The organism is Pseudomonas sp. GW-45 (genome assembly GCF_056896675.1).
In genome coordinates this window covers 3,187,457-3,211,771 of the sequence record NZ_CM167674.1, presented here as the reverse complement: position 1 = coordinate 3,211,771, position 24,315 = coordinate 3,187,457, and the positions used below count along the sequence as shown (strand labels likewise).

The window sequence follows — 24,315 nt, the reverse complement described above, 5'->3', positions numbered from 1 at the left end:
GGGTTGTGTGCATCATTCAGGTTATCAGTTGAAACTGACAACCGGGTGATCAGGAGTTAGCTCGGCGCCCAGTTGGCCATTGGGAGTAATGGCTTGCAGATTCAACCGCTGTAAACCGGGGAAAACGCTGAACAGTGGCAATTGCAGGCTGCTCAGCGCCGCTGGTTGTGCGCAATTGAAAATAAACTGCGCCTCAATGTCGGCATGCTGGTGGTTATGTTCTTCATGCTCATGCTCTGCGGTTTCATGTTCGTCTTCATGTTCGTCTTCATGTGCAGGCTCTTCGTGCTCGTGCTCGTGCTCGGCAAACAGCGGGCTGTCCAGGTCGACTGAGGCGAGAGTGCAGCCAGCGTCCGCCGGAAACTGAAAGAGTTGCTCTGCGTGGTGTAACTGGGCCTGCACTGCGGCTACTTTTGCGATGTCCTCCGGCTGACTGGCGGCATGTTCAAAGCCCAGCAAGTTGACCGCTGGGCTGTCCAGATCGATGCTGACTTGGTTGCCTTCGATGGCTAGGTTCAGGCTGGCGACGCCGTGTTCGTGGGCGCCAAGGCTGGCGTGCTCTTGGTGCTCTTGGGCCAGGGCATAAATACTAAGGGGCATGGCAAGACTGAAAATGGCAAGTTGGCGGCGCATGACTATTACTCGGCTGTGTTGGGATGCGACACATAATGTTATCTTATTTCATTATTGTAAAGGCCGTGTGTAGCTTGAATGCTCAGCGTGTTAAGCAAGTGCAGTTAGTGGAGGCTGAGCAGCGGCGTAGCCGCCGCTCAGAAAGGCGTGCTTAGTAGAGAACCTGGTACAGCTTGCGGCGGTATTGGATGGTCAGCGGGTTGCTACCGCCGAGCAGGTCAAACAACTGCATCAGGGTTTTTTGCGCGATACCATCGCCATGGCTGCGGTCGTTCTGCATCAGGTTCAGGAGGCCACCCATGGCATTGTCGAAATCTTGCCGGGCCAGGCTGAGAATGGCCAACTGGTAGGCCGCTTCGCTGTCGTTTGGATCGCTGGCTAAACGGTGGGTTAGCAGCTCTGCGGCGGGTAGGCCGATCGCCTGGCGTTGAAATGCCAGTTTTGTTTTGAAGTCGCTAACCGCTGTTTTTTTTGCTCCTGCCTTACTGATGGCGTCGAGTACCTGTTCGGCATCGTCGAGCTCGCCTTTATCAGCCAGGGCGCGGGCGAGTAGCAGCAAAAGTTGGTCGTTGGGCTCTTCGGCGATAGCCTTCTGCAATAGCAGTATGGCTTGTGCGGGAGCGCCGGCTTCCAGCAATTCGCTTGCCTGTGCGGCAATCTCGGCTGGCAGGGGTGCCGGGTCTGCCTGTGCAGGTGGCTCACCAATGTGCGGAATCAATAACTCGCGAATAGCGCTCTCTGTTTGAATGCCGGCAAAGCCTTCTACTGGTTGACCCTCTTTGAACAACACTACGGTTGGTTGGCTGCGAATACCGAAGCGCTCGATCAATGCGGCCTCTTTATCGCAATCCACCTTGGCCATAAGCAACTCGCCAGCGTAGCTGTCTAGGATAGCAGTCAGTACCGGCAGCAAGGCCTTGCAAGGCGCGCAACCGTCGGACCAAAAATCAACCAGTACCGGCTTGTGGAAAGAGTTTTCAAGTACGTAGCGATCGAAGGTGGCGGTGGTGACATCAAAAAGGTGGGGCGATGACATGGCGGTTCCGATACATGAAGTGGCGAGCACAAAGCGCTCGTAAGCTGGCTGTCTTTATAGGGCTGGCGCGGCGCTATATCAAGTGCCGGTGATGAGAGTGCCAGCGGTATACAGACTTACTTGTCGAAATTCAGCGGGTTCGCCCAAATCGGGCGAGGTACGCCCTGACAGGATCTGCTGGCGCCGATAGGGAAAGTGGTCCAATTCCCTGATCCTGGAATCAGCAATGAGTACGGCATTCGCGCGCTGCACAAAGTGATCAAGAAACGGGCGGTTGTCGGCGTCGTAGAGCACGTCGGCAGCAATAATCAGGTCGAGTGGCCCGCTGACAGCGAAGTAATCGGCGGCGATTTCGAGGCGCATATCATTGAGTTTGGCGTTTAATGCACAGGCCATTTGTGCCGGCTGATCCAGATCGCAGGCGATGACGCTGTCAGCGCCCGCCAGTTTGCAGGCCAGTGCCACCACGCCCGAACCAGCACCAAAATCGAGTACCCGTTTGCCTCTCACGTGCTGCGGATGGTCAAGAATCCAGCGTGCCAGCGCTAAACCGCTGCCCCAGCAAAAGCCCCAGTAGGGCGGGTTTTCCAATAGTCGGCGAGTCTCTTCGCTGGCGAAGGCGCGGTCAAGATTGGCCGGATCAAGCAGCAATAGCTCCAGCTCAGGCAATTCGGGCAAGCGAGTGGTTAACAGTTGCGCTTCGGGAAGCACCTTGTGTAATTCAGCGGTGAGAGTAGCGAGGGTCATGGCGATATCCGCAGTTCAGTCGCGGCTATTGTAACCCTCGGAGCTCTTGGTAGCGGAACCTTCAAGGCTGCAGGACAGCGCGCAGCCGGCTGTTTAGAAACTCAATCAGCGCGCGCGTGGCCAGTGTTGGGTAGAGGTTGGGTGCCGTCAGCAAGTAGAGCTGATCGCCCCAAGCGCTGACTCTGGCGCGGTAGTCGGGTAGCAGTCTCGACAGTTCGCCGCTGTCGAGTTCGTGCTGCACGCTGTATAGCGGCAGCAGCGCGAAGCCTACGTTAGCTAAGGCGGCACGCTTGAGGAACGGCATGTCTTCGGTTTGCAATCGTGGGCGCAAGGTCAGAGTGTGGGTCTGCCTGCCGTCGAACAGCTCCAATGGCAGGCGTTGCTCGGGTAAATTGACGCTGACCATGTCCAGCTGCAACAGGTCGTCGGGCTGCTGTGGTGTGCCTTGCTGTTGTAAATAGGCGGGGCTGGCACAGAGCGCCCAGTCGACCGGGCCAAGATCACGGGCGACCAGAGTGTCGGGCGGGGTCGAGGTGACCCGTATAGCGACATCAATCTCGGCGGCCACCAGGTCAAAGATACGGTTGCTGAAGGTCAGCTGCAGGCTAACCTCAGGGTAGAGATTGGCGAATTCCAGTAATAGCGGGCCGACCACCTGTTGGCCCAGTGCAACCGGTACGCTGAGACGAATATGTCCGCGCAGGTTCTTGCCCAAGTCGTCTACCGTAGCCTGCAGTGCTTGCAGCTCCTGACTGATGCGCGCGGCATGCTCGTAGAGCGCCCAGCCAATCTGCGTGGGTTCTACGCGGCGTGTGGTGCGGCGGAATAGCTGCACCTGCATGCTTTGCTCTAGCGCTTTGAGTCGGCGGCTGACGTGCGAGCGTGAGGTGCCAAGCCGGCGAGCGGCGCTGCTCATGCTGCCAGCCTCGACCACGGCGCTGAGAAACTGCAGGTTTTTTATGTCCACCTATTGTTGCCTATTCGTAAACAGTTTGGGCTTATTGGTGGGCATTGTAGATTAAATGGCAGGCTTCTATAGTCCCAGCACCAAATTTTTGTGATCTTGTCATCGCCCGACTTAGTCCAAGGAGAACAACAATGAGTCTACCCAGCGTTCTGCAGAACTCGCTCACATTGCCGGTTATCTGCTCCCCCCTGTTCATTATTTCCAATCCCGATCTGGTGATTGCTCAATGCAAGGCCGGTGTAGTCGGTTCCTTTCCTGCGCTTAATGCTCGTCCTGCCGAAGAGTTGGACGTGTGGCTTGAGCGCATTACCCGCGAGTTGGCGGAGTACAAGGCGGCAAATCCTGATGCCGTAGTCGCGCCCTTTGCGGTGAACCAGATTGTGCATAGCAGCAATGATCGCCTGCAGCATGACGTAGAAATGTGCGTTAAGTACAAGGTGCCAATCGTCATTACCAGCCTGCGTGCGCCTAACGAAGTGGTTGGGCCGATTCACAGCTACGGCGGTCTGGTATTCCACGATGTAATCAACGTTAAACACGCCAAAAAAGCGATTGAAGCGGGCGTCGACGGTCTGATTCTGGTCTGTGCTGGCGCCGGTGGCCACGCTGGGCAGCTGAGCCCCTTTGCGCTGGTATCGGAAATTCGTGAGTTCTATGACGGCCCTATCATCCTGTCTGGTTCGATTTCCAAGGGCGAGCAAATTCTTGCAGCCCAGGCCATGGGCGCAGATCTGGCCTATATGGGCACGCGCTTTATCGCCACGCACGAAGCCAATGCGGATCAGGCCTACAAGCAGATGCTGGTGGATACCAGTGCCGATGACATCGTCTACAGCAACCTGTTTACCGGCGTGCATGGCAATTATTTGAAGCCCAGTATTCAAAACGCCGGGATGGACCCGAATGCGTTGCCGGAAGGCGACAAGAGCACCATGAAGTTTGGCTCAGGCGGCAGCAATAAGAGCAAGGCTTGGCGCGATATCTGGGGCGCAGGGCAAGGCGTGGGCAGTATCGGCGCGATTACCTCCACGGCAGAAGCGGTTAGCAAGCTTGAGAAAGAGTATGCCAGCGCGCGTGCACGTATGCAGAGCATCGCTAGCCCTTACGGAGAACAGTCATGACCGCTCGTTTAATTTGTGGTGATCTGGATCGCAGTGGTGATGAGGTTGCTCAGCGTGCGTTACAGCTTGCAGGTGGTCTGGCGCGGCTAGGGGTTGAAGACGGTGATGTCATGGCTGTGATGCTGCGCAACGGCCCGGCGTTTATCGATGCGATCCAGAGTTGCCAGACCGCGGGCTGTTTTTATTGCCCGGTGAATTGGCACTTTAAAGCGGAAGAAGTCGCGTTCCTGCTGAAAGATTCGGCGGCTAAGGTGTTTTTGGTCGAGGCCGATCTGCTCGACGCGCTCGAAGGTGCTATCCCAGAGGGCGTCACGGTATTGGTAAACGGCGCTTCTGGTGGGCTCACCGCAGGACGCTTGCCTTATGAAGCATGGCTCGCGGAACAAGCAGTGTATGAAGGTGAGGTGCGTACGCCACGCACCCATATGGCTTATACATCAGGTACTACCGGTCGCCCTAAAGGCGTTAAGCGCATGGCGCCGCCACCGGAAGATCGGGAGGCTTTGGCAGTAGCCATACAGGCTTTGTCGCGCACCACCTGGGGGATTGAGCCGGGTGTGCGTACATTGGTTTCTGCTCCGCTCTATCACAGCGCGCCTAGCTCCTTCGCGCAGCAGTCGATCGTGCAAGCCGAGCTGATGGTGGTGATGCCGCGCTTTGATGCGGAACAAACGCTAGCACTGATCCAGAAGCACCGAATCGATACAGTGTTTTTGGTGCCGATCATGTATGTGCGTTTGCTGCGACTGCCGGAAGACGTAAAAGCCAAATATGATTTGTCATCAGTGCGTTTCGTCGCGTCTACCGGCGCGCCTTGTGCGCCGGATGTGAAGCTGCAGATGCTCGACTGGTGGGGCCCGGTTATTTATGAAACCTACGCTTCCAGCGAAACCGGCATGATCACTATTCAAGACCCCATATCTGCGCGCCGCAAGCCGGGCAGCGTGGGTAGGCTGATTGGCGAGACGCGTATTCGTATTGTCGATGAAGAAGGGAACGACTGCCCACAAGGCGAGCCGGGCGTGATCTACGTGCGTCAGCCCGCGGTGCCGGACTTCACTTACCTCAATAACGACGAGGCACGCGAAAAGGCGGGCCTGGGTGATTTGGTTACGGTGGGCGACATTGGCTATATGGATGAGGAGGGTTACCTCTACATCTGCGATCGCAAGTCGGACATGGTGATTTCCGGTGGTGTGAATATCTATCCAGCCGAGATTGAGCATGTGTTGATTACCCTGCCTGGGGTAATCGACTGCGCCGTGGTAGGTATTCCCGATGCGGAGTATGGCGAGTCGTTGATGGCCGTAGTCGCCGCCCCTGAAGGGCTGCTCAGCGCAGAGCAAGTGCAGCAGTTTGTGCGCGAGCGTTTGGCGGGCTATAAGGTGCCGCGTCGCGTTGAACTGATCGAGAGTTTGCCGCGCGATGATAACGGCAAGGTCGCCAAGCGTCGTCTGCGCGAACTCTTTGTTCCCTCCTGAGACCAAAATCGCGTGTTTTCTGCCTTCCCGGCGGGTTTTGGTTTTGAAATGTGAGGATACATTTTTATCGAGGCCTACAAGAGAGTAAGATGTAGGCCGCTTTTATCCGTCCGGGAAAACTTACATGCATTGTCCATTCTGTGGCGCCAATGACACCAAGGTGATCGACTCTCGCCTCGTGGCCGAGGGTGACCAGGTGCGCCGTCGTCGCGAATGCCTTGCCTGTCAGGAACGTTTCACTACCTTCGAAACCGCTGAGCTGGTCCTGCCGCGCATCATCAAGCAGGACGGGCGCCGGCAACCCTTTGATGAAGAAAAGCTGCGTGCCGGTTTCCAGCGTGCGCTGGAAAAACGTCCGGTTAGCGTGGAGCAAATCGAAGCTGCCATTGGCCATATCAAGCACCGTTTGCGCGCCACTGGCGAGCGTGAGGTTAAGGCCATGGTAGTCGGCGAGATGGTCATGAGTGAGCTCAAGCAGCTCGACGAAGTCGCCTATATTCGCTTTGCCTCCGTGTATCGCCGTTTCCAGGATCTGAACCAATTCCGCGAAGAAATCGAGCGCCTGTCGCGCCGTGACCAGGATGATACTGATGCCTGAGTGGAGCTTTGCTGACCGTGAGTTGATGAGCCGAGCGCTGGAGCTTGCCGCTCGGGGTTTGTACACCACCGAGCCCAATCCCAGAGTTGGCTGCGTGCTGGTGCACGGCGAGCAGGTTGTCGGCGAAGGCTGGCACGTGCAGGCCGGCGAAGGCCATGCCGAAGTCAATGCGCTGGCGCAGGCCGGCGAACGGGCGCGCGGCGCCACTGCATACGTCACCCTGGAGCCCTGCAGCCATTTTGGTAAGACTCCGCCCTGCGCCGATGCCTTGATCAAAGCCGGTGTCAGCCGCGTAGTCGCGGCCATGCAAGACCCTAATCCACAAGTCGCTGGCAACGGTCTGCAGCGCCTGCGTGACGCGGGCATCGAGGTCACCTGTGGTTTGTTGGAAGAGCAGGCTCGCGAGCTTAATCCTGGCTTTATTAAACGCATGCAGCAGGGCTTGCCTTGGGTGCGAGTCAAGTTGGCGATGAGTTTGGATGGCCGTACCGCCATGGCCAGTGGTGAAAGCAAATGGATTACTGGTCCCGCCGCGCGCGCCGATGTGCAGCGTCTGCGGGCCCGCAGTGGCGCTGTGATCAGCGGCGCCGATAGCGTATTGCTGGACGACTCGGCGCTGACCGTGCGTGCCAGTGAACTCGGCTTGTCTGCCGATGAGGCGGCAGCCGCCGTGCAGCGTCAGCCGCTGCGGGTTTTGATCGACAGTCTGCGGCGTGTGCCGCTGGAGCAACGTTTTTTTCGTGAAGCCGGGCCCACATTGGTGATCAGCACCAGCGCTGAACAGGCTGCGGAATCCTATCAGAGCATTGGCAGTGAGCTGCTGGCGCTGCCCGGTGACGATGGCAAGGTGGACCTTGTCACCGTGCTACGCAACTTGGCCGAGCGCGGTTGCAACGAGGTACTGGTCGAGGCTGGTGCAGGGCTGTCTGGCGCTTTCTGGCGTGCCGGTCTGGTAGACGAACTTATTGTGTATATGGCGCCGCGCCTGCTGGGAAGTCAGGCGCGCCCATTGATGCAGCTCCCCTTCGAGAGCATGAGCGAGGCGATGGATATCGCCGTTACCGATATGCGAGCCATAGGCCAGGATTGGCGCATCACCGCACGCCCGATTTTCCCTTCCTGAGAGTGTAAGACAATGCAAAGCAGCGTACAGATACTGCTCCTGGTGATGGCAGTAGTCGCCTTTTTGGGCGTCGTTCTTGAAGAAGTCATTCATGTAAATAAAGCCAAGGTGGTGCTGCTGTTCGGCGCGCTATCGTGGATGGTGTTGTTTATCGCCGCGCCGGATGATGCCATGCGCGCGCGGGTGCAGGGGGCACTGAACGAGAACATTACCGATATCGCCAGCCTCTGGTTGTTCCTGCTGGCGACGATGACCTTCGTGGCCTACTTGAACAAGAAAGGCCTGATCGAAAACATCATTTACCGCATCCTGCCGGGCCGGATTACCGAGCGAAAGCTGCTGTTCCTGACCGGTATATTCTGCTTTGTTTTCTCTTCCATCGCCGACAATATCACCGCCACGCTGGTCTCGGTCGCTTTGGTGCTGAGTCTCAATCTGGAACTGCGCAAAATGCTGCGCTTTGCCACCCTGGTGGTGTTTGCCGTCAACTCCGGCGGCGTCTCGATGATTACCGGTGATGTCACCACACTGATGATTTTCATGGCCGATAAGGTCGAAATCACCAACCTGCTGTTGCTCAGTGCGCCGGCGCTGCTGGCGGTGTTGCTGTTGGCGGCCCTGCTGTCGGTTGGCCTTAATAGCGAAGTGGTGATTGAAAAAAATGCGTTGCATGAATTGCGCGGCGTGGACAAGGTCATTGGCGGGCTCTTTCTAGTAACGATTTTCGCCACCATTCTGTTGAGCCTGTTCTTCGCGATTCCGCCAGTGCTGACCTTCCTCACCGGTCTGGCAACCATGTTCCTGATTGCGCGCTTCTTCAATGAAGACATCGACAACGACCCGATTCTGGAATACATCCGCGTCATCGAGTTCGAGACGTTGCTGTTCTTCCTTGGCGTGCTGTTGCTGGTCGGCATGCTGCAATTTATCGGCACGCTGCAGAGCCTGACCTCGCTGTATGACGTCATGCCGACCCTGTTGGCCAATTTCTTGATGGGCATGTTGTCGGCGCTGATCGATAACGTTCCGCTGACCGCCGCATTGCTCAAGGCAAACCTGCAGATGAGCGTCGCCGAGTGGATGGGTCTGACCTATGCTGTCGGTGTGGGCGGTTCCCTGCTTATAATTGGTTCCGCCGCCGGCATCGTTGCTATGAGCAAGATGCCTGGCCTCACCTTCATTACCTACCTGCGTAGCTTCGGTCTGTTGTTGATGGCCTTTGCTTTCGGCTTTATTGGCGTTTACGGGTTAGGACTGCTGGTCGCCTGACCAGCACGGATCACGTACGAGGCAGTTTATGTTTACCGGTATTATCGAAGCAGTTGGTCAGGTTCAGAGCATGCAGCCCAGTGGTGGCGATGTACGTCTGTACGTCAAAACCGGCAAGCTGGATCTAGGCGACGTCAAATTGGGCGACAGCATTGCCGTTAACGGCGTCTGTCTAACTGCGGTGGAGCTGCCAGGCGATGGCTTTTGGGCTGATGTCAGCCAGGAGACTATTCGCCGTACCGCGTTATCGCGGCTAAAACCGGGCAGCCGGGTCAATCTAGAGAAAGCACTGACGCCGACCACGCGCCTCGGTGGCCATTTGGTCAGCGGCCATGTGGACGGCGTCGGTAAGGTGCTATCGATGCACGAAGATGCGCGTTCCTGGCACTTTCGCATTGAGGCGCCTGCTGAGCTGGCCAAGTATATTGCCGAGAAAGGCTCGATTACGGTCGATGGAATCAGCCTGACCGTGAACGCGGTAGAGGGCGCCGTATTCCACCTGAACATAGTGCCGCATACCCTGCAGGAAACCATCATGGGCGACTTCCAGAATGGTAGCCCGGTCAACCTTGAAGTTGATCTGATTGCCCGCTATTTGGAGCGCTTGCTGCTCGGCGAGAAAGCCGCAGAGCCAACCGCTGGCGGTATAAGCATGGGCTTTCTGGCCGAAAATGGTTTCCTCAAATCCTGATTAACCAGCCCCTGGAGGGCCGGATGAAACTGAACAGCATTGAAGAACTGATTGAAGATATTCGCGCGGGCAAGATGGTCATTCTGATGGATGACGAAGACCGCGAAAACGAAGGCGATCTGATCATGGCCGGCGAGGCCTGCCAGGCCGAGCACATCAACTTCATGGCGCGCTTTGGTCGTGGTCTGATCTGTATGCCGATGAGCCTGGAGCGCTGCGAGCGCCTCAAGTTGCCGCTAATGGTGCAGCGTAATGGTTCGGGCTTTGGCACCAAGTTCACTGTGTCTATCGAGGCTGCCGAAGGTGTTAGCACCGGTATATCTGCGGCTGACCGTGCGCGCACTGTACAAGCTGCAGCAGCAGCGAATGCGGTTGCCGATGACATCGTCAGCCCTGGTCATATCTTCCCGCTGATGGCACAGCCCGGCGGCGTGCTGGCGCGTGCTGGGCATACTGAAGCTTCCTGCGACCTGGCGCGCATGGGCGGTTTTGGTGAGTCGGCGGTCATCTGTGAAATCATGAACGATGACGGCAGCATGTCGCGTCGCCCTGATCTCGAGACGTTCGCGAAGCAGCATGACCTGAAAATTGGCACCATTGCGGACCTGATTCATTACCGCTTGCTCAACGAACGCACGGTTGAGCGCGCAGATGAAAAGCTACTGAAGAGCGAGCTGGGCGAGTTCCGGCTGGTGGCCTACCGTGATCGCACCGACGATGTGGTGCATATGGCGCTGACTCTCGGCGACATTCAGCCAGAAGAGCCAACGTTAGTGCGCGTGCATAACGTTGATCCGTTGCGTGATCTGTTTCTGGTGCCTGAAACGGGTCGTTGGAGCCTGCAAGATGCCATGCGCCGGGTCGCCGCTGAAGGCACCGGTGTGGTGTTGCTGTTGGGTAATCAAGTCGATGCTGATTCGCTGCTCGCGCACGTCAGCAACCTCGGTGAAGGCAATGCATCGCCACGTCGCCCTTCGACCTACAATACCGTAGGTGCCGGCTCGCAGATTCTGCGCGACCTGGGTGTGCGCAAAATGCGCTTGCTGTCTGCGCCGATGAAGTTCAATGCCATATCCGGTTTCGACCTGGAAGTAGTAGAATACCTGCCCTGCGAATAAATCCGTTGATTCACGACAATGCCCGAGCGCGTTGCCGGTTCTTTAATTGAGAGAGAGTGCTATGACTGCTATCCGTACCATCGAAGGCGATTTTGTAACTGGCCAAGGCCGCTATGCACTGGTTGTTGGCCGGTTCAACAGCTTTGTCGTCGAGAGCCTGGTAGAGGGCGCTGTAGACTCGCTCAAGCGTCACGGCGTGAAAGAGTCTGACATCACCATCGTTCGCGTGCCGGGCGCTTTTGAAATTCCGCTGATGGTCAAGAAAGTGGCTGACCTGAAGCAGTACGACGCCATCATCACCCTCGGCGCCGTCATCCGTGGCGGTACACCGCACTTCGAATACGTCGCTGGCGAATGCGTTAAAGGTGTGGGCTCGGTTTCGCTGGAGTACGGCATTCCCGTCGCTTTCGGCGTGTTGACCGTCGACAGCATCGAGCAGGCCATCGAGCGCTCCGGCACCAAAGCAGGTAACAAAGGCGCTGAAGCGGCCATGTCGGCCTATGAAATGGTCAGCGTGATCAAGCAGCTGGAGGCCTAAGTGGACAACCCCGAGCAGCAAGCAGTACCCGCTCGCCCCAAGGCATCTGCCCGTCGTAAGGCCCGCAGCCTGGCGTTGCAAGCGCTATATTCCTGGCACATGGCTGGCCAGGCGTTGAGCGATATCGAAGCGCAGTTTCGTACCGATAACGATTTCAGTAAGGTCGATAGTGCCTACTTTCACGAGCTGTTGACGGGCGTGCCGCGCAACCTGGATGAACTGGATAATCAGCTAGGTGCGGTGCTGGATCGTGATATCAAAGAGTTAGACCCGGTAGAGCTGACCGTGCTGCGTATTGGCGTTTACGAGTTGCTCAAGCGTATCGACGTGCCTTACCGCGTAGTGATCAACGAAGCTATTGAGATGGCTAAGTCGTTTGGTGCCACTGACGGCCACAAGTACGTCAACGGCATTCTCGATAAGTTGGCTCCGCGTTTGCGCAAGGCCGAGGTTAGTGCCGCGCGTAACAGGTAAAGTAGTACTGCTCAGCGGTCGAGGAGGGCGAGCATGGCCATGGATGAGTTCGCACTGATTGGCCGCTATTTTCGTACTGCGCAGCTGGAGCGCGCGGCCGATGCCTCGGCCGTTGTGCTCGGCATTGGTGATGATGCGGCGCTGCTGCAAATGGCTGCCGACCAACAGTTGGTGATTTCCACCGATTCGCTGCTGGCGGGCATCCACTTCCCAGAACGTTACCCCCCCGCCGAGCTGGGTTACCGAGCATTGGCGGTCGCTGTTAGCGACTTGGCTGCCATGGCGGCAACCCCTCTTGCCTTCACGCTTGCCTTGAGTCTGCCCGCAGTCGATGAACCTTGGTTGCAGGCGTTTTCTCGCGGCCTGGCAACCGCCGCACATGACTTTGCGATCAACCTGATTGGCGGCGATACCACGCGCGGACCACTCAACATAGGCGTGACTGTGCTGGGGCAAGTACCGAACGGCCAGGCCCTAACGCGCGCTGGTGCGCGAGTAGGTGACTTGCTCTGCATTGGTGGCCCACTGGGTGACGGCGCAGCGGGCTTGGCGGTGGTGCAGGGTAAAAACGTACCAACGGGCTTGCCGATGGCAAAGCAGGATTATCTACAGCAACGCTTCTGGCGCCCACAGCCGCAGCTGGCGCTTGGCTTACAGCTGCGCGGTGTCGCCAGCGCCGGTCTGGATGTGTCTGATGGGCTGCTGGCTGACGCTGAGCATATTGCCAGCGCCAGTGGCGTGGCCCTGCATATCGACGCTGTTCGGCTGCCAGGCAGCGAGGCCTTGGCAGCTTGGCCAGAGCTGCAGCAGCTGGACTGGATGCTGCGCGGCGGCGATGACTATGTGCTGCTTTTTACGCTGCCGGCGTTAGCGAAGCCGCGCATTGCGCACTGGCGGGCAGCAGGCCATGCAATCAGCGTGATCGGTAGTGTGCACGCCGGCAGCGGCGTGTTGCTGGATGTCGGCAAGGGCTACGCGCCGCTCACTGGAGCGCGTGGCTATCAACACTTCAGGAGTTTGGATGACTGATTCGCAGGAACGCACCCCCGCCTCGGTATGGCGCAACCCCATTCATTTTCTAGCCTTTGGTTTCGGTAGCGGAGCACTGCCCAAGGCGCCCGGTACTTGGGGCACCTTGGCCGCGCTGCCGTTTGTGCTGATCTGGCAGCAGCTGCCTTTTGGCGGCTATGCGTTGTTGCTGGTGTTGAGCACGTTGTTGGGTATTTGGTTATGCCACCGCACCGCTGCTGATCTGGGCGTACACGATCATGGCGGTATCGTCTGGGATGAGTTTGTTGGTGTGTGGATCGCGCTGTGGTTGGCACCGGTCGGATGGCTCTGGTTACTTGCTGGCTTCCTGTTGTTCCGCCTGTTTGATATCTGGAAACCTTGGCCGATAGGCTGGATCGATCATCATGTGGGCGGCGGCCTTGGCATCATGCTGGATGACATCATCGCAGGCTTTATGGCCTTGGCTGTGCTGTTGCTTGGCGAATACCTATTGGCTATGGTCTAGCTGGCCTATAGCATCATCTCCCGCACGCAGATAAGGATAACCGCATGCACCGCGCAGCCATCAGCCTCATCAGTACCGGCGCTCGCCGACTTTCAATCGCCCTGTTGTTGGCGGGCATGGCAACGGCCGCCTGGGCTGATCCCGTGGTGCGTGTGGTGGGTTTGTTTGCGAATGCGGCGGTAGTCAATATCGACGGCCAACGGCATATGCTGCGCGCCGGCAAGCCCGGGCCGCAGGGCGTCACACTGATCTCTGCCGACAGCAAGAGCGCCACTATCAGTATCAACGGCCAGCGTCGTCAATTTGGTCTGCAGCGTGAGTACACGCAAGGTTTTGCAGAGCGAGAAACACAGCAGGTGAGTATTGGGCGGGGCGACGGCGGGCACTTCATCACGCATGGCTCAATCAACGGCCAAAATGTGCAGTTTATGGTCGATACTGGCGCCACTAGCGTCGCGATGAATGCGTTTCAGGCGCGTCGGCTGGGTATCGACTTCCTGGTTACGGGTACCGAAGTACGTGCCAACACGGCCAGTGCTAACGTTAAGGCGTACCGAGTGCGGCTGGATCGGGTCAAGGTCGGGGATATCGAACTCAATGGCGTTGATGGCCTGGTATTGGAAGGAGGTTTCCCGACCGACGTACTGCTCGGCATGAGTTGGCTCAGCCGCGTGCGCATGGAAGATCAGGGCAGCACCCTGGTGCTGGAGCGCAAGTATTAAGGCCTTTTGCTGCGCAATCACGGGCGAGCTGGCTCTGGTCTTACTCGGTGCTACCGCTTTAGCTTCATTCATCGGGCTGATTCGCGTGTCTTGAAGATCGCTCGAGGGGCGTTCTCCTGCTAATATAGCCGCCCCTTTATGCAGCAGCTGTACAGGAGACCGGTGTGACAGTCACCTTCATTGCGTCATCTCAGCTACCCACTCAGTGGGGCACATTCACCATGCACGGTTTTCTCGAAGAGGGCACCGGCAAGGAGCATGTCGTCCTGACTATGGGTAACGTCGCAGATGGCGAGCCAGTGCTGGGCCGTCTGCACTCCGAATGCCTGACCGGCGATGCGCTTTTCAGCCTGCGTTGCGATTGTGGCTTCCAGCTCGAAGCCGCGCTTGCGGCGATCGCCAAAGAAGGTCGCGGCGCGCTTTTATACCTGCGTCAGGAAGGTCGCGGTATCGGATTGATGAACAAAATCCGCGCTTACCATCTGCAGGACGGCGGCGCTGATACCGTTGAAGCCAACGAGCTGTTGGGCTTTGGTGCAGACCAGCGCGATTACGGCATCTGCAAACCGATGCTCGCACACCTGGGGATCACCAGCCTCAAGCTGCTCACCAACAACCCGCGCAAGGTTAAAGCCATACAGAGCTTTGGTGTTGAGATAGCTCAGCGTTTGCCGCTTCAGTTCGGTAAGAATCCGCACAACAGCAAGTACCTGGCGACCAAGGCCGGTAAGTTGGGTCACTTGCTGGGCCAGTTACATCAGGCCGAAGCGGAGCCGGGCGATGTTTGATGCCAAGCCGCAATGGCGCACATTGCGTACCGTTTGGCGTATGCAGACGGCCAGCGCACTGCTGATTCCGGTTATCGTCGTGTGGTTGATGGGCGATTGGAACGGCGTATTTGAAGCCGCCGCCATTCCCTTGTTTACCGTCGCTATGGCCAGCTTGTTCGTTACTCTTTGGCGTTTCCGTCGCTACAAGCGCGCGCTGATTCAGGCCGAAGGCTTGGGCAATGACGACGGCGCGCAGGCGGCCTGGTCGGTTTTACACCGTGAGCAGATGTTTGGCCTGCTCGCCGCCGAGCTGCCGGGTTTCATCGGTGTGTTTCACTTTTTTTGCACCGGTGAGTGGATCCCATTGCTGTTACTGGTGATTGTTAGTCTGGGTGCCATGTTGCTCTATCGGCCGCCGGCGGCCTGGGTTCAGTAAATGCGTTTCGGGCTGAGCACCGGTTTTTTTACCTCGCTGCTCGCCTGTGTACTCAGTTTTCCTATTCAGGCTGCGTCGCAGCGTATCGTTAGTCTCGCGCCTTTCCTTACCGATATGGTGCTGTTACTGGATGCTGGCGATCAATTGGTCGGCGTGCTGGATGACGGCCAACTGAAACCTGAGCTGGCTCAGGTGCCGCGCATTGGCGCCTACCAAACGTTGTCAGCGGAAAGCATAGTCGCACAGCGCCCTGATCTGGTTCTCGCCTGGACCTCTGGCAACCCGCCAGAACTACTGCAGCGGCTACGCAGTTGGGGCATTCAGGTTGCTGAATTCGACCCACAAAGCCTCGCCGATATTGCCACCGCCACTGAAACCATGGGTGGGCTGCTAGATAAGCCTGACCGCGCTACTCAAATACTCTCCGCTTATCAGCAGCAGCTGCTGGCGCTTGAACCACCTGTTGGACAAGCGGTGCAACGGGTATTTATCCAGCTGTGGGACAACCCCATGTATACCGTTGCCGGTGGCCAATTGGTGTCAGATGCGCTGCAGCATTGCGGCGCGCAAAATGTGTTTGCCGAGCTCCCGGGGCTGGCGCCGCAGGTCGGACGGGAAGGCGTGCTGGCAGCCAATCCGGATGTGATTATCGCGCTGGCCGATCAAACTGTTTCTGCGCAGCCATGGCTGGACGACTGGCGGCGCTTTCCGGAGCTCAAGGCCGTGGCGACCAACCGGTTATACACCTTGGCGAGTGATCAACTGGTGCGCCCTACGCCGGAGGTGGTACAAGGCGTAGCAGCGCTCTGCGCATTGGTTACTCCACAGCACTGAATTTGCGAGTGGTTAGCGCGTAAGTTGGCAACAAGTTGCACAACGCCTCGCGGCTTTGCCCTCCCCAAGCCCCCTCAACCCCTTGCCGCTTCTAGGCTACAGCCAAGTGCGCAACAACTTGCACAGCAGTGCGCAGCTTCTTGCGCAACTTTGCGTGAACTCTGTCACAAACGGCTTTTTTCAGGGTTTAGTGCTGTTGTTAATCGATTGATATTAAAGCACTTTCACATCATGGCACGGCACTTGTTTGTTAATAGGCCAACCGGGCAACGCCGGTCACCCTAATCACAGCAAGGAGAGCACCATGCCAACACCCGCGTATCTCAGCATCGAAGGCACCAAACAAGGCCTGATCACCGCCGGCACCTTCACCGAAGATTCCGTCGGCAATATCTTCCAGGAAGGTCACGAAGACCAGGTTCTGGTTCAGGGCTATAACCACCAAGTCATCATCCCGCGTGACCCGCAGTCCGGCCAACCGACTGGCCAGCGCGTACACAAGCCGCTGATGATCACCAAAGTATTCGACAAGTCCTCACCGCTGATCTTCAACGCCCTGACCTCCGGCGAGCGCCTGAGCAAGTGTCGTCTGGAGTGGTACCGCACCTCCGCTACCGGTACTCAAGAGCACTACTTCACCATCGAACTGCACGACGCCATCATCGTTGACGTGCAATCGCAGATGCCGAATTGCCAAGACCCGAACATGTCGCATTTCACGCACCTGGAAGACGTCTACTTCACCTACCGCAAAATCGTTTGGACCCACGAAGTCTCAGGGACTTCCGGTTCTGATGACTGGCGCACACCCATCGCCGCCTGAGGTCTTTACAATGCCTCGCCATCGGCTAGCCGTTCGTTAATGTTCGGGCCAGTCGATGGCTTTTTGCGTTTTGTCTGTCTGCCCGTACCCGCCTAGCGAAAGGAACAATGGATGTTCTCCCCAGCCAACGAAGCCGCCTTTACCCTGCACATCGACGGTGCCGACCACGACTTCAAGGTACTGGCCTTCACCGGCACAGAGGCCCTCAACCAGCCGTTCGCCTTTGAGCTGGAGCTGATCAGCGAACGCCCTGACATTGACCTGGCCTCACTGCTGCACCATACCGCGTACCTCGACATGGGCCAGGGAGCCGGCATTCACGGCTTTATCGACCGCCTCGCCCAAGGCGAAGCCGGTAAACGCCTCACCCGCTACCACCTCTGCCTGCGCCCCCAGCTCAGCTACCTGGCGCACAGAACCAATCAACGCATCTTCCAGCACATCACGGTTCAAGCCATCATCAGCCGCCTGCTGGAAGAACACGGCATTCAGGGCGACGCCTACCGCTTTCAACTCAACGCCACTTACCCTGAACGCGACTACTGCACCCAATACGACGAGACCGACCTGCAGTTCATCCAGCGCCTGTGCGAAGAAGAAGGCATTCACTACCACTTCGAACACAGCCAAACAGGTCACATCATCGTCTTCGGCGACGACCAAACCACCTTCCCGCAGCTACAAAAAATCGGCTACAGCCAGGGCACCGGCCTGGTTGCCGATCAACCGGTGGTCAAACGCTTCGGCCTAAGAGTCGAAACCCGCCCCAGCCGCGTCACGCGCCGTGACTACGACTTTGAAAAGCCACGGCTGCTGATGGAAGCGGCTTACAAAGCCGAAAGCAATCCAGATCAGAACCAACAGAGTCAACAGCAACAAGCACCCCAACCCGATCTCGAAGATTACGACTACCCCGGCCGCTTCAGCGACCGCGAACGCGGCAAACAGCTCAGCCAAATTAACCTCGAACGCCATCGCGCCGAACAGCAACTGGCCGATGGCCTAAGCGACCAGCCGCAACTGCGCAGCGGCCACTTTATGCCGCTCACCGGTCACCCGCGCGGCGACTGGAATGACCTCTGGCTACTCACCGAGATTCAGCACGAAGGCAAACAGCCGCAAGTGCTCGAAGAAGGCGTTACCAGCGATACCAAAGAAAGTGATGGCTTCACCCAAGGCTACCGCAACCACTTCAAGGCCACGCCCTGGCAGATCATCTGGCGCCCGCAACTCAACGACAAAAAGCCCAAAATACTGGGCAGCCAAAGCGCCGTGGTCACCGGCCCGCAGGGTGAAGAGATTCACTGCGACCAGTACGGCCGCATCAAGGTGCAGTTCCACTGGGATCGCGAAGGCCAAGCCGACGACAAAACCAGCTGTTGGCTACGCGTCGCTTCCAGCTGGGCCGGCGACCGCTACGGCGGCATCGCCATCCCCAGAGTCGGGATGGAAGTGCTGATCTCATTCCTTGAAGGCGACCCAGATCAACCGCTGGTTACCGGCTGCCTGTACCACAAAGAACACGAAGTCCCGTACGAACTGCCTGCGCACAAAACCCGCAGCGTATTCAAAACCCTCAGCAGCCCCGGCGGCGGTGGTTACAACGAACTGCGCATTGAGGATAAGAAAGGCGAAGAACAGATCTACCTGCACGCGCAAAAGGACTGGGACGAGAGCATAGAGAACAACCAAACCATCCGCGTGGGCAACGAACGCCACGACACGGTCCAGGCCAACAGCTACAGCGAGTTCAAGGCCGAAGAACACCACACCACCCACAGCGATCGCAAAACCGAAATCAAAGCCAACGACCACCTCACCGTCGGCGCCAGCCAGCATGTCAAACTCGGCGACAGCCAACTGGTAAAAGCCGGCCGTGAGATTCACCTCAAGGCCGGCCAGAAAATGGTCATTGAAGCAGGCACTGAAATCACCCTCACGGCGGGTGGCTCCTTTATCAAGATTGATCCAAGTGGGGTCACGCTAATAGGGCCGAATGTGAAGCTGAATGCCGGTGGCGCGCCCGGTAGAGGCACCGGTGCGGTTCCAACTCTACCAAAACAAGCAGCGGCAGCGGAGATGGCTGAGGCCGGCATGGTGCTTGAGCAGTACCGTGCTCAGGCTTTGGCAGGCAGCCTGCTGCCAGCGGATGGCTGCGTATTTGATGCCAGCGGTAAATGCACGATTCACACGCACGGATAAGAGCGATGACCCAAGAGATTTCTTCTCCCTTCGAGCGCTCTCCTGCAGGGGTATCAGGTAAGCGTTGCGTGGTTCTGGATGCCACTGCAGATGCTGAGCTATGGCGCTGGATTTATCAGTTGGCTCCCCAGGGGACTCCTCAATGGGCGTCCTTGTTTCATGGCACTGAATATGCTGCTTTGAGCGAGCACGGCCCGGCACTCGTGCTTTCCGAGCAAGCGGGCGATTGGGATGACTACGCCAGCGCCTTGTTGGAACAGAGCAATGCCGGCTGCGTGCTGTATCTGGATACCCCGCAGGATTGGTCTGCTGCGGTTAAACATTGCCAAAGCCTGCTTACAGTGACCACGGATGACGGCTGCAAGCAGTTGATGCGTTTTTTTGAGCCACGCTGGCTTGAGCCTTTGTTCGCGAGTTTGGCGCCGGTCGAACGCGACGAGTTTCTCGGTCCCTTTTCTGGTATGGCGTGGCGCAATGAACTGGGTTGGCGGTATGTCGCACGGGCTGACACCTGGAGTGGCGTAATGCAGAAACCCGGCTGGTTGCATCTAGGCTCGCAGCGGCAACAGCGAATAACCCAGGTGCGGCTAAAGGTAATCGCAACTGAACTAGCGCTCGATTACCAATCCGTACTCAGCATGCCTGAGCCAACAGACTTTGTTTTTAACAAACTGCTTGTCGCGCAGGCTGCCGGAGCGGAAAAAAAGGCCCACTACGAGCGTTGGCTCAGATTGGCGCTTTGTAGTGAGGGTGCCGATTGGCCATCGCAGGCAGCACATGATGTGCTTGCTCGTACTGATCTGGTGATGACCGGCAAACTGGATGAACTGGAACGCCTACAGGGCTAGGGACGAAAGGATATGTCAAACAGCAACGAGTACATTGTGCAGCCCGGCGACACCCTCACCGCGATTGCTCGGAAACACGGCATCAGCTCAGGGGAGTTGCAGCAGCGCAATCCCATCATTCGCAACCCTGATAACATTCAGCCCGGCTGGAAGCTTAAGCTGCCCCCGCAGACGGCTGCAGCCAACGATGCTTCGATTGTGAGTGCTCCCGCCTCAGCAGCCCCTTCCAGGTCCTCCCTACCGCCTGCTAGACATACAAATGATTGCAGTAGCACTCAGACCCAGGCTGGTAGTCCCTGCACAGCTGAACTGGTGGATGTGGTGCACGTGACAGGTGACCCGTATCTTTATGTGCTTACCGAAGCACAGACTCAGGAGCTGAGACGCGAGATTGACCGGGTCCAGTCACTGATGGATGAACTGGAGGCCTCACTCGCTGCAGCCCGGCAGCGTGTGGACTGCCAGAAAGAGCAGAGTCCAGACGCCGAATGTGCATGTGCGCGCTGCAAAAAGGATGAATGGAGCAAGAAAGCAGAAGAGGCAGGTCTGTTGAGCGTTGATGCTCCCGCCGAGCAGCCCCAGCCCACGTTGACCAGCGAGCTGGACACACAGGGTCAGCTCACCAAACTACGCCAAGCGAAAGAATGGTATATCGCCTATAGCCCGGTGCGTGCGTTAGATACCGGCAACATGCTGGAAAGCAACTGGGAGCCACTGCGCGCAGAGAAAATTAAACAGCTGGATGCTGAAATTGTTCGGCTGCGTGGCAAGCTGAAAAGTGAGCCTGAAGACAGCTCTACGTTGGCAAATGGTGCTACGCCAAATTTAGGTCATGCGCGGCGCGGTCGCCAAACTCAGTCTGAAAGGGGCTCCAGCCGACGCAGCGGCATTACTGTGATCGAGGTCAGCGTGTTCGGCCATCCAGAACGCCGCCACTATATAGCGGCACGTTTTCACGAGCAGGTTGATTGGAAAACCAAAGTCAGTACCCGCGTGCTGAGGGGAAAGCCTTTTGGCAAACAGTTGGCCAAACAGTTGCTGGATGACATACGCGATGACCTGGGTAACGACCGCCGAGCCAGCCCGCTGGGTAGCCTGGAGGCCAAACTGGTTAGTTGGAGCAGCAAGGAAGACAACCTGCTCAACGCCCTGCACAAGGAAGCCGCATGGACCAGCAATAGTGATGATGCTGCGCCTTATGCGGTATCCGCAGAAGCGCATGCGTTGCGCTTTGCCGCCAGCGCCAGTGCTGGCGTCAATAGCTGGAATCCGGCCGAAGGGAATATTGAGGTAGGTGCCAAAGGCAGTGCTGCGTATTCGCTGGGCGAAGCTGCAGTGGCATTTACTGCTTTTTTCCCTTCTCAGGGCGGAAGAACCATGCAGTTGGCCTATCGCAACGCCAATGGTGAGACGGTGTTGCATCCGTTCGGCGTGTTCCGGCTGCAGGGCAAGCTGGAGGTGTCCTGTTTCGTGGGAGCGCAGTTGCAAGGCAGGGCTCAGGCGAAAGCGCAGTACAAACCGAGCGACGAAGGCCCAAGTGGCGCAACGGCCTTGCTTGGCTCACCACGACTCGAGACCAGTCGAGGTGGATATATCGGGGTTAAAGGCGATGCTTTTGCCGGCGCCCAGGCCGGCGGGGCCCTCAGCGGAGCGCTGCAATGGATTGAGCCAAGCAAGGTGGGGCGGGGCAAGGTGGCATCTGGGCAGTCCAATGCCGGTGGTAGTTGGACCAGTCTGGCGGAGATCAAGGGCGAGGGTAATTTAGCTTTGGGTATTGGGGCTGGTTTTGATTATGGCCTGACGATCGAAATGGATCGGCTAGCGTTTAATTGCAGCGGTCGTTTGGTATTCGGTCCTGGTGCAGGTGGTGGTTTTGCGACTGTGGTTGATCTAGAGAATACGTACAAGCTGGTAAAGCTGTTTTGTGACGCTTTGTCGGAAGTGGATTATCACTATTTGCTTAGCGTAGACGATGACGCATTCCAGTACCTCGCTCAAGGACTTTACCAAATTGCCTCCCAGCCGGGGCGCGCTGCGGTGAGCGCTTTTGATATGGGGCAACGTAAGATGCAAGCTTGGTGGCAACTGCGTCAGTTTTCTAAAGATGAGGCGGAAAATCTAGCCCGTTATTTGATTGGTCATAAGGCGGTAATAATCAATGGTCAAAGATTGGCTATAGATAAGTTGCCGCCTGAGACACTTGGTCCGATGGCCTACATGTTGAGCGAAAGATTTGTAGAGAGCTGGCACGAGGACCAAGAGGTAGCGCTCGTGCTTTTGCTTTCGCATGTCAGGAGTTGGAGACAAATGCTTAAGCTTTTGGAACACTGCTCACCAAAAGGCGAGGCAGTCAACGGGATGAAAAGCCTTGATCGCTTAAACCGCTTGGTGGATGGGTCGCAGCAACAAGAGTTTAATAGTTTCATTGAATCTCTGGCTGTGAATCACAGCTCTGCTCCCCAGTCATTGGGTATCTTGGCATGGACTCCTTCTGATCCTCTAAGGAAACGCCGGGTGCTCATGGCGGCGCGAAGCAGTGGCCTATTTGAAGGTTTGGCATAACTGCACTCTGAGCGTTATAGCTTTTGATCAGATTGAAGGGAGCAACGAAAACTGTTTCCTGGATAGTAGCCATCGCTCACGGGGTTTTCTGGCCAGCGGCGAACACTGTTGGCGTTCATCCAATTCGCTTCTGCATAGTACGATCCTCTGTGCACTTTCTGCGTACCGCTTTTTGGCCCAGCAGGGTTTCTGAGTGGGGAATTAGCGTAGTAATCCTCTGCGTACCAATCGTTTACCCAGTCAGTTGCATTGCCGGCCATATCATAGAGACCGAGGGGGGTCGGAGGAAATTGACCGACGGGGGTTACAAAAGTCTTTTCGTCTTGAAGAATGTTTTTCCCGTTATCCAAATTCCCGTCATTGGTAGGGTACTGTACGTACTGGCCGCGGTTGCGGGCTGCAAATTCCCACTGAGCCTCTGTGGGCAGGTCCACAGGATAATTGCCAAATTTACCTAGCCATAAGCAATAGTCTTTGGCCTCCTGCCAATCTTTGACTGGTGCCGGGTTATTAGGGGCGAAATAGTGAGTCAAGTCCTGGCGCTCACGCTCCTCAGCATTAAACAGAGGTAGTCCTTGGCTTGTGCGGAATAAATCAAAGTCTTCTTGACGAGTCTGATAACGCGATAGGTGATAACTGCTTAAAAGCACCTGGTGCAAATAGTCATCATTGTTAAAGCGCGTAATCGGGCAAAGCCGCTCCGGTTCCTGCCCATAGGGCCAAGTGCCCATGTTCGCCGGGTCGTACTCGCACAGCGTGCCAAAGTCGCCCATCTCAAACTCGCCGCCTTCAATAAACACCATGTCATCCAGTGAGCGCACTACGGTAGCTAGAATTTGCTCACGCAAATCGCGCGACAGGTCGGGATAGTTGGTTTCAACGCTCTCAGCGATAGCTTTGACTTTGTCGGTGCTGAGCTTTTCGCTTTCGGGGAGCGGCTGAGACTGGGCTTCGCAGCCTGTCAGCAGGGCGAAAAAGGATACCGAAAGTAATAGGCGGGCTTGCATGGACACGTCCTTGTTTTGTTGCAGGTCACTTGGGCTTTAGGTGAATGAATTTATCAGTTGAGCCGTAGAAAAACGTCGGACCTGTTCACGAATGAAAGATTTACTGCTTTGACGGTATGCATAGTTTTTTGCTGAAGGTTGAAGCGAGCAGTTAAAAAAATGTCGGAACCACTGTCTGAATACGCGGCCCTAACAAGAACATGTATCCGAACAGGGGAAGCATATGAGCAACTCACTGAAGGGCAAAAGCATCGCGTTTCTCGCCACTGATGGCGTTGAGCAGATTGAGCTCACCCGTCCCTGGCAAGATCTGAAGAACGCGGGTGCGACTGTGCATCTGGTGTCACTTGAGGGTGGTAAGGTCAAAGGCTATAACCACTTGACCGAGGCGGATTCTTTTACCGTCGATAAAAGCGTGAAGGCGGTTTCGGCCAGTGATTACGATGGCTTGGTACTGCCCGGTGGCGTGGCCAATCCGGATGCGCTGTGGATGGATAAAGATGCGGTGGCTTTTATCAAGTCGTTCTTCACCGCGGGCAAGCCGGTCGCGGCTATCTGCCATGCCCCGTGGACGCTGATCGAAGCGGGTGTGGTCAAGGGCCGTACACTGACTTCCTGGCCTAGCCTGAAAACCGATATCGAGAACGCCGGCGGTAACTGGGTAGACCAATCTGTGTGCGAAGACGCCGGGTTGATCACCAGTCGCAAGCCTGATGACCTGGACGACTTCTGCGCGAAGCTGTTTGAGGTTTTTGCTGCGTAGCCTGATCAGCACTGCTGACAGGATGAATGACAACGC

25 protein-coding genes are annotated in these 24,315 nt (G+C 57.0%); 20 read left to right on the top strand and 5 right to left on the bottom strand.

Translation table 11 applies throughout. The annotated features are described in order from the left end of the window. Window positions 1-24: 24 nt before the first annotated feature. The 4 genes from AC1XYH_RS14995 to AC1XYH_RS14980 all read right to left on the bottom strand — a co-directional run bounded on the left by AC1XYH_RS14995 (window position 25) and on the right by AC1XYH_RS14980 (window position 3,383). Window positions 25-633 carry a DUF2796 domain-containing protein gene (locus tag AC1XYH_RS14995; protein ID WP_483323936.1) on the bottom strand — a complete coding sequence of 203 codons (609 nt, stop codon included), beginning with the start codon at window positions 631-633 and terminating at the stop codon, window positions 25-27. A 151-nt stretch (window positions 634-784) separates the two neighbouring features. Next, window positions 785-1,669 carry a tetratricopeptide repeat protein gene (locus tag AC1XYH_RS14990; protein ID WP_483323935.1) on the bottom strand — a complete coding sequence of 295 codons (885 nt, stop codon included), beginning with the start codon at window positions 1,667-1,669 and terminating at the stop codon, window positions 785-787. Between the two features lie 78 nt (window positions 1,670-1,747). Further along, window positions 1,748-2,416: a class I SAM-dependent methyltransferase gene (locus AC1XYH_RS14985; protein ID WP_483323934.1), complete on the bottom strand. Its 669-nt coding sequence runs from the start codon at window positions 2,414-2,416 to the stop codon at window positions 1,748-1,750. Between the two features lie 61 nt (window positions 2,417-2,477). Beyond that, the gene (locus AC1XYH_RS14980) at window positions 2,478-3,383 is read right to left on the bottom strand and encodes a LysR family transcriptional regulator (RefSeq protein WP_483323933.1); all 906 of its coding nucleotides are present in this window, start codon (window positions 3,381-3,383) and stop codon (window positions 2,478-2,480) included. A gap of 131 nt (window positions 3,384-3,514) precedes the next feature. On the opposite strand from AC1XYH_RS14980, the gene AC1XYH_RS14975 reads away from it, so the two are divergent. From AC1XYH_RS14975 to AC1XYH_RS14885, 19 genes are all read left to right on the top strand, one after another. Continuing rightward, window positions 3,515-4,504 (top strand): NAD(P)H-dependent flavin oxidoreductase, encoded by a 990-nt coding sequence (locus tag AC1XYH_RS14975; RefSeq protein WP_483323932.1) that lies wholly within the window; start codon window positions 3,515-3,517, stop codon window positions 4,502-4,504. Beyond that, the gene (locus AC1XYH_RS14970) at window positions 4,501-5,985 is read left to right on the top strand and encodes an AMP-binding protein (protein WP_483323931.1); all 1,485 of its coding nucleotides are present in this window, start codon (window positions 4,501-4,503) and stop codon (window positions 5,983-5,985) included. The genes AC1XYH_RS14975 and AC1XYH_RS14970 overlap by 4 nt, the downstream gene beginning before the upstream one ends. A gap of 124 nt (window positions 5,986-6,109) precedes the next feature. Beyond that, window positions 6,110-6,583 (top strand): transcriptional regulator NrdR, encoded by a 474-nt coding sequence (nrdR, locus tag AC1XYH_RS14965; protein ID WP_483323930.1) that lies wholly within the window; start codon window positions 6,110-6,112, stop codon window positions 6,581-6,583. Further along, on the top strand, window positions 6,567-7,706 hold the full coding sequence (gene ribD / locus AC1XYH_RS14960; protein WP_483323929.1) for a bifunctional diaminohydroxyphosphoribosylaminopyrimidine deaminase/5-amino-6-(5-phosphoribosylamino)uracil reductase RibD: 1,140 nt from the start codon (window positions 6,567-6,569) through the stop codon (window positions 7,704-7,706). The genes nrdR and ribD overlap by 17 nt, the downstream gene beginning before the upstream one ends. Before the next feature lie 12 nt (window positions 7,707-7,718). After that, window positions 7,719-8,975, top strand: a complete 1,257-nt coding sequence (nhaD, locus tag AC1XYH_RS14955; RefSeq protein ID WP_483323928.1) for a sodium:proton antiporter NhaD — start codon at window positions 7,719-7,721, stop codon at window positions 8,973-8,975. A 28-nt stretch (window positions 8,976-9,003) separates the two neighbouring features. Next, on the top strand, window positions 9,004-9,666 hold the full coding sequence (locus AC1XYH_RS14950) for a riboflavin synthase (protein ID WP_483323927.1): 663 nt from the start codon (window positions 9,004-9,006) through the stop codon (window positions 9,664-9,666). Between the two features lie 23 nt (window positions 9,667-9,689). Further along, window positions 9,690-10,784 carry a bifunctional 3,4-dihydroxy-2-butanone-4-phosphate synthase/GTP cyclohydrolase II gene (gene ribBA / locus AC1XYH_RS14945; RefSeq protein ID WP_483323926.1) on the top strand — a complete coding sequence of 365 codons (1,095 nt, stop codon included), beginning with the start codon at window positions 9,690-9,692 and terminating at the stop codon, window positions 10,782-10,784. 61 nt (window positions 10,785-10,845) lie between these two features. Further along, window positions 10,846-11,322: a 6,7-dimethyl-8-ribityllumazine synthase gene (gene ribH / locus AC1XYH_RS14940; protein ID WP_123891205.1), complete on the top strand. Its 477-nt coding sequence runs from the start codon at window positions 10,846-10,848 to the stop codon at window positions 11,320-11,322. Then, on the top strand, window positions 11,323-11,796 hold the full coding sequence (gene nusB / locus AC1XYH_RS14935) for a transcription antitermination factor NusB (RefSeq protein WP_483323925.1): 474 nt from the start codon (window positions 11,323-11,325) through the stop codon (window positions 11,794-11,796). Between the two features lie 39 nt (window positions 11,797-11,835). Continuing rightward, on the top strand, window positions 11,836-12,825 hold the full coding sequence (gene thiL / locus AC1XYH_RS14930; protein WP_483326394.1) for a thiamine-phosphate kinase: 990 nt from the start codon (window positions 11,836-11,838) through the stop codon (window positions 12,823-12,825). Then, complete coding sequence (locus tag AC1XYH_RS14925) at window positions 12,818-13,312, top strand: phosphatidylglycerophosphatase A family protein (protein ID WP_483323924.1); 495 nt, start codon at window positions 12,818-12,820, stop codon at window positions 13,310-13,312. Before thiL ends, AC1XYH_RS14925 begins: the two co-directional genes overlap by 8 nt. Before the next feature lie 44 nt (window positions 13,313-13,356). Further along, window positions 13,357-14,034 (top strand): retropepsin-like aspartic protease family protein, encoded by a 678-nt coding sequence (locus tag AC1XYH_RS14920; RefSeq protein ID WP_483323923.1) that lies wholly within the window; start codon window positions 13,357-13,359, stop codon window positions 14,032-14,034. 164 nt (window positions 14,035-14,198) lie between these two features. Further along, window positions 14,199-14,822 (top strand): GTP cyclohydrolase II, encoded by a 624-nt coding sequence (gene ribA / locus AC1XYH_RS14915; RefSeq protein WP_483323922.1) that lies wholly within the window; start codon window positions 14,199-14,201, stop codon window positions 14,820-14,822. Next, window positions 14,815-15,240 carry a hypothetical protein gene (locus AC1XYH_RS14910; RefSeq protein ID WP_483323921.1) on the top strand — a complete coding sequence of 142 codons (426 nt, stop codon included), beginning with the start codon at window positions 14,815-14,817 and terminating at the stop codon, window positions 15,238-15,240. Before ribA ends, AC1XYH_RS14910 begins: the two co-directional genes overlap by 8 nt. Further along, complete coding sequence (locus tag AC1XYH_RS14905; RefSeq protein WP_483323920.1) at window positions 15,241-16,074, top strand: cobalamin-binding protein; 834 nt, start codon at window positions 15,241-15,243, stop codon at window positions 16,072-16,074. Between the two features lie 304 nt (window positions 16,075-16,378). After that, complete coding sequence (locus AC1XYH_RS14900; RefSeq protein WP_483323919.1) at window positions 16,379-16,897, top strand: Hcp family type VI secretion system effector; 519 nt, start codon at window positions 16,379-16,381, stop codon at window positions 16,895-16,897. 111 nt (window positions 16,898-17,008) lie between these two features. Further along, window positions 17,009-19,099: a type VI secretion system Vgr family protein gene (locus AC1XYH_RS14895; RefSeq protein ID WP_483323918.1), complete on the top strand. Its 2,091-nt coding sequence runs from the start codon at window positions 17,009-17,011 to the stop codon at window positions 19,097-19,099. A 5-nt stretch (window positions 19,100-19,104) separates the two neighbouring features. Continuing rightward, window positions 19,105-19,947, top strand: a complete 843-nt coding sequence (locus AC1XYH_RS14890; RefSeq protein ID WP_483323917.1) for a DUF4123 domain-containing protein — start codon at window positions 19,105-19,107, stop codon at window positions 19,945-19,947. A gap of 12 nt (window positions 19,948-19,959) precedes the next feature. Beyond that, a complete protein-coding gene (locus AC1XYH_RS14885) occupies window positions 19,960-22,509 on the top strand; it encodes a LysM peptidoglycan-binding domain-containing protein (protein ID WP_483323916.1) in 2,550 nt (849 codons plus the stop codon). Window positions 22,510-22,523: 14 nt separating this feature from the next. On the opposite strand, the gene AC1XYH_RS14880 is transcribed toward AC1XYH_RS14885, so the two are convergent. Further along, window positions 22,524-23,516, bottom strand: a complete 993-nt coding sequence (locus tag AC1XYH_RS14880) for a formylglycine-generating enzyme family protein (RefSeq protein WP_483323915.1) — start codon at window positions 23,514-23,516, stop codon at window positions 22,524-22,526. 223 nt (window positions 23,517-23,739) lie between these two features. Between AC1XYH_RS14880 and AC1XYH_RS14875 the strand changes: the two genes are divergently transcribed. Beyond that, window positions 23,740-24,279, top strand: a complete 540-nt coding sequence (locus AC1XYH_RS14875) for a type 1 glutamine amidotransferase domain-containing protein (RefSeq protein WP_483323914.1) — start codon at window positions 23,740-23,742, stop codon at window positions 24,277-24,279. Window positions 24,280-24,315: the final 36 nt, after the last annotated feature.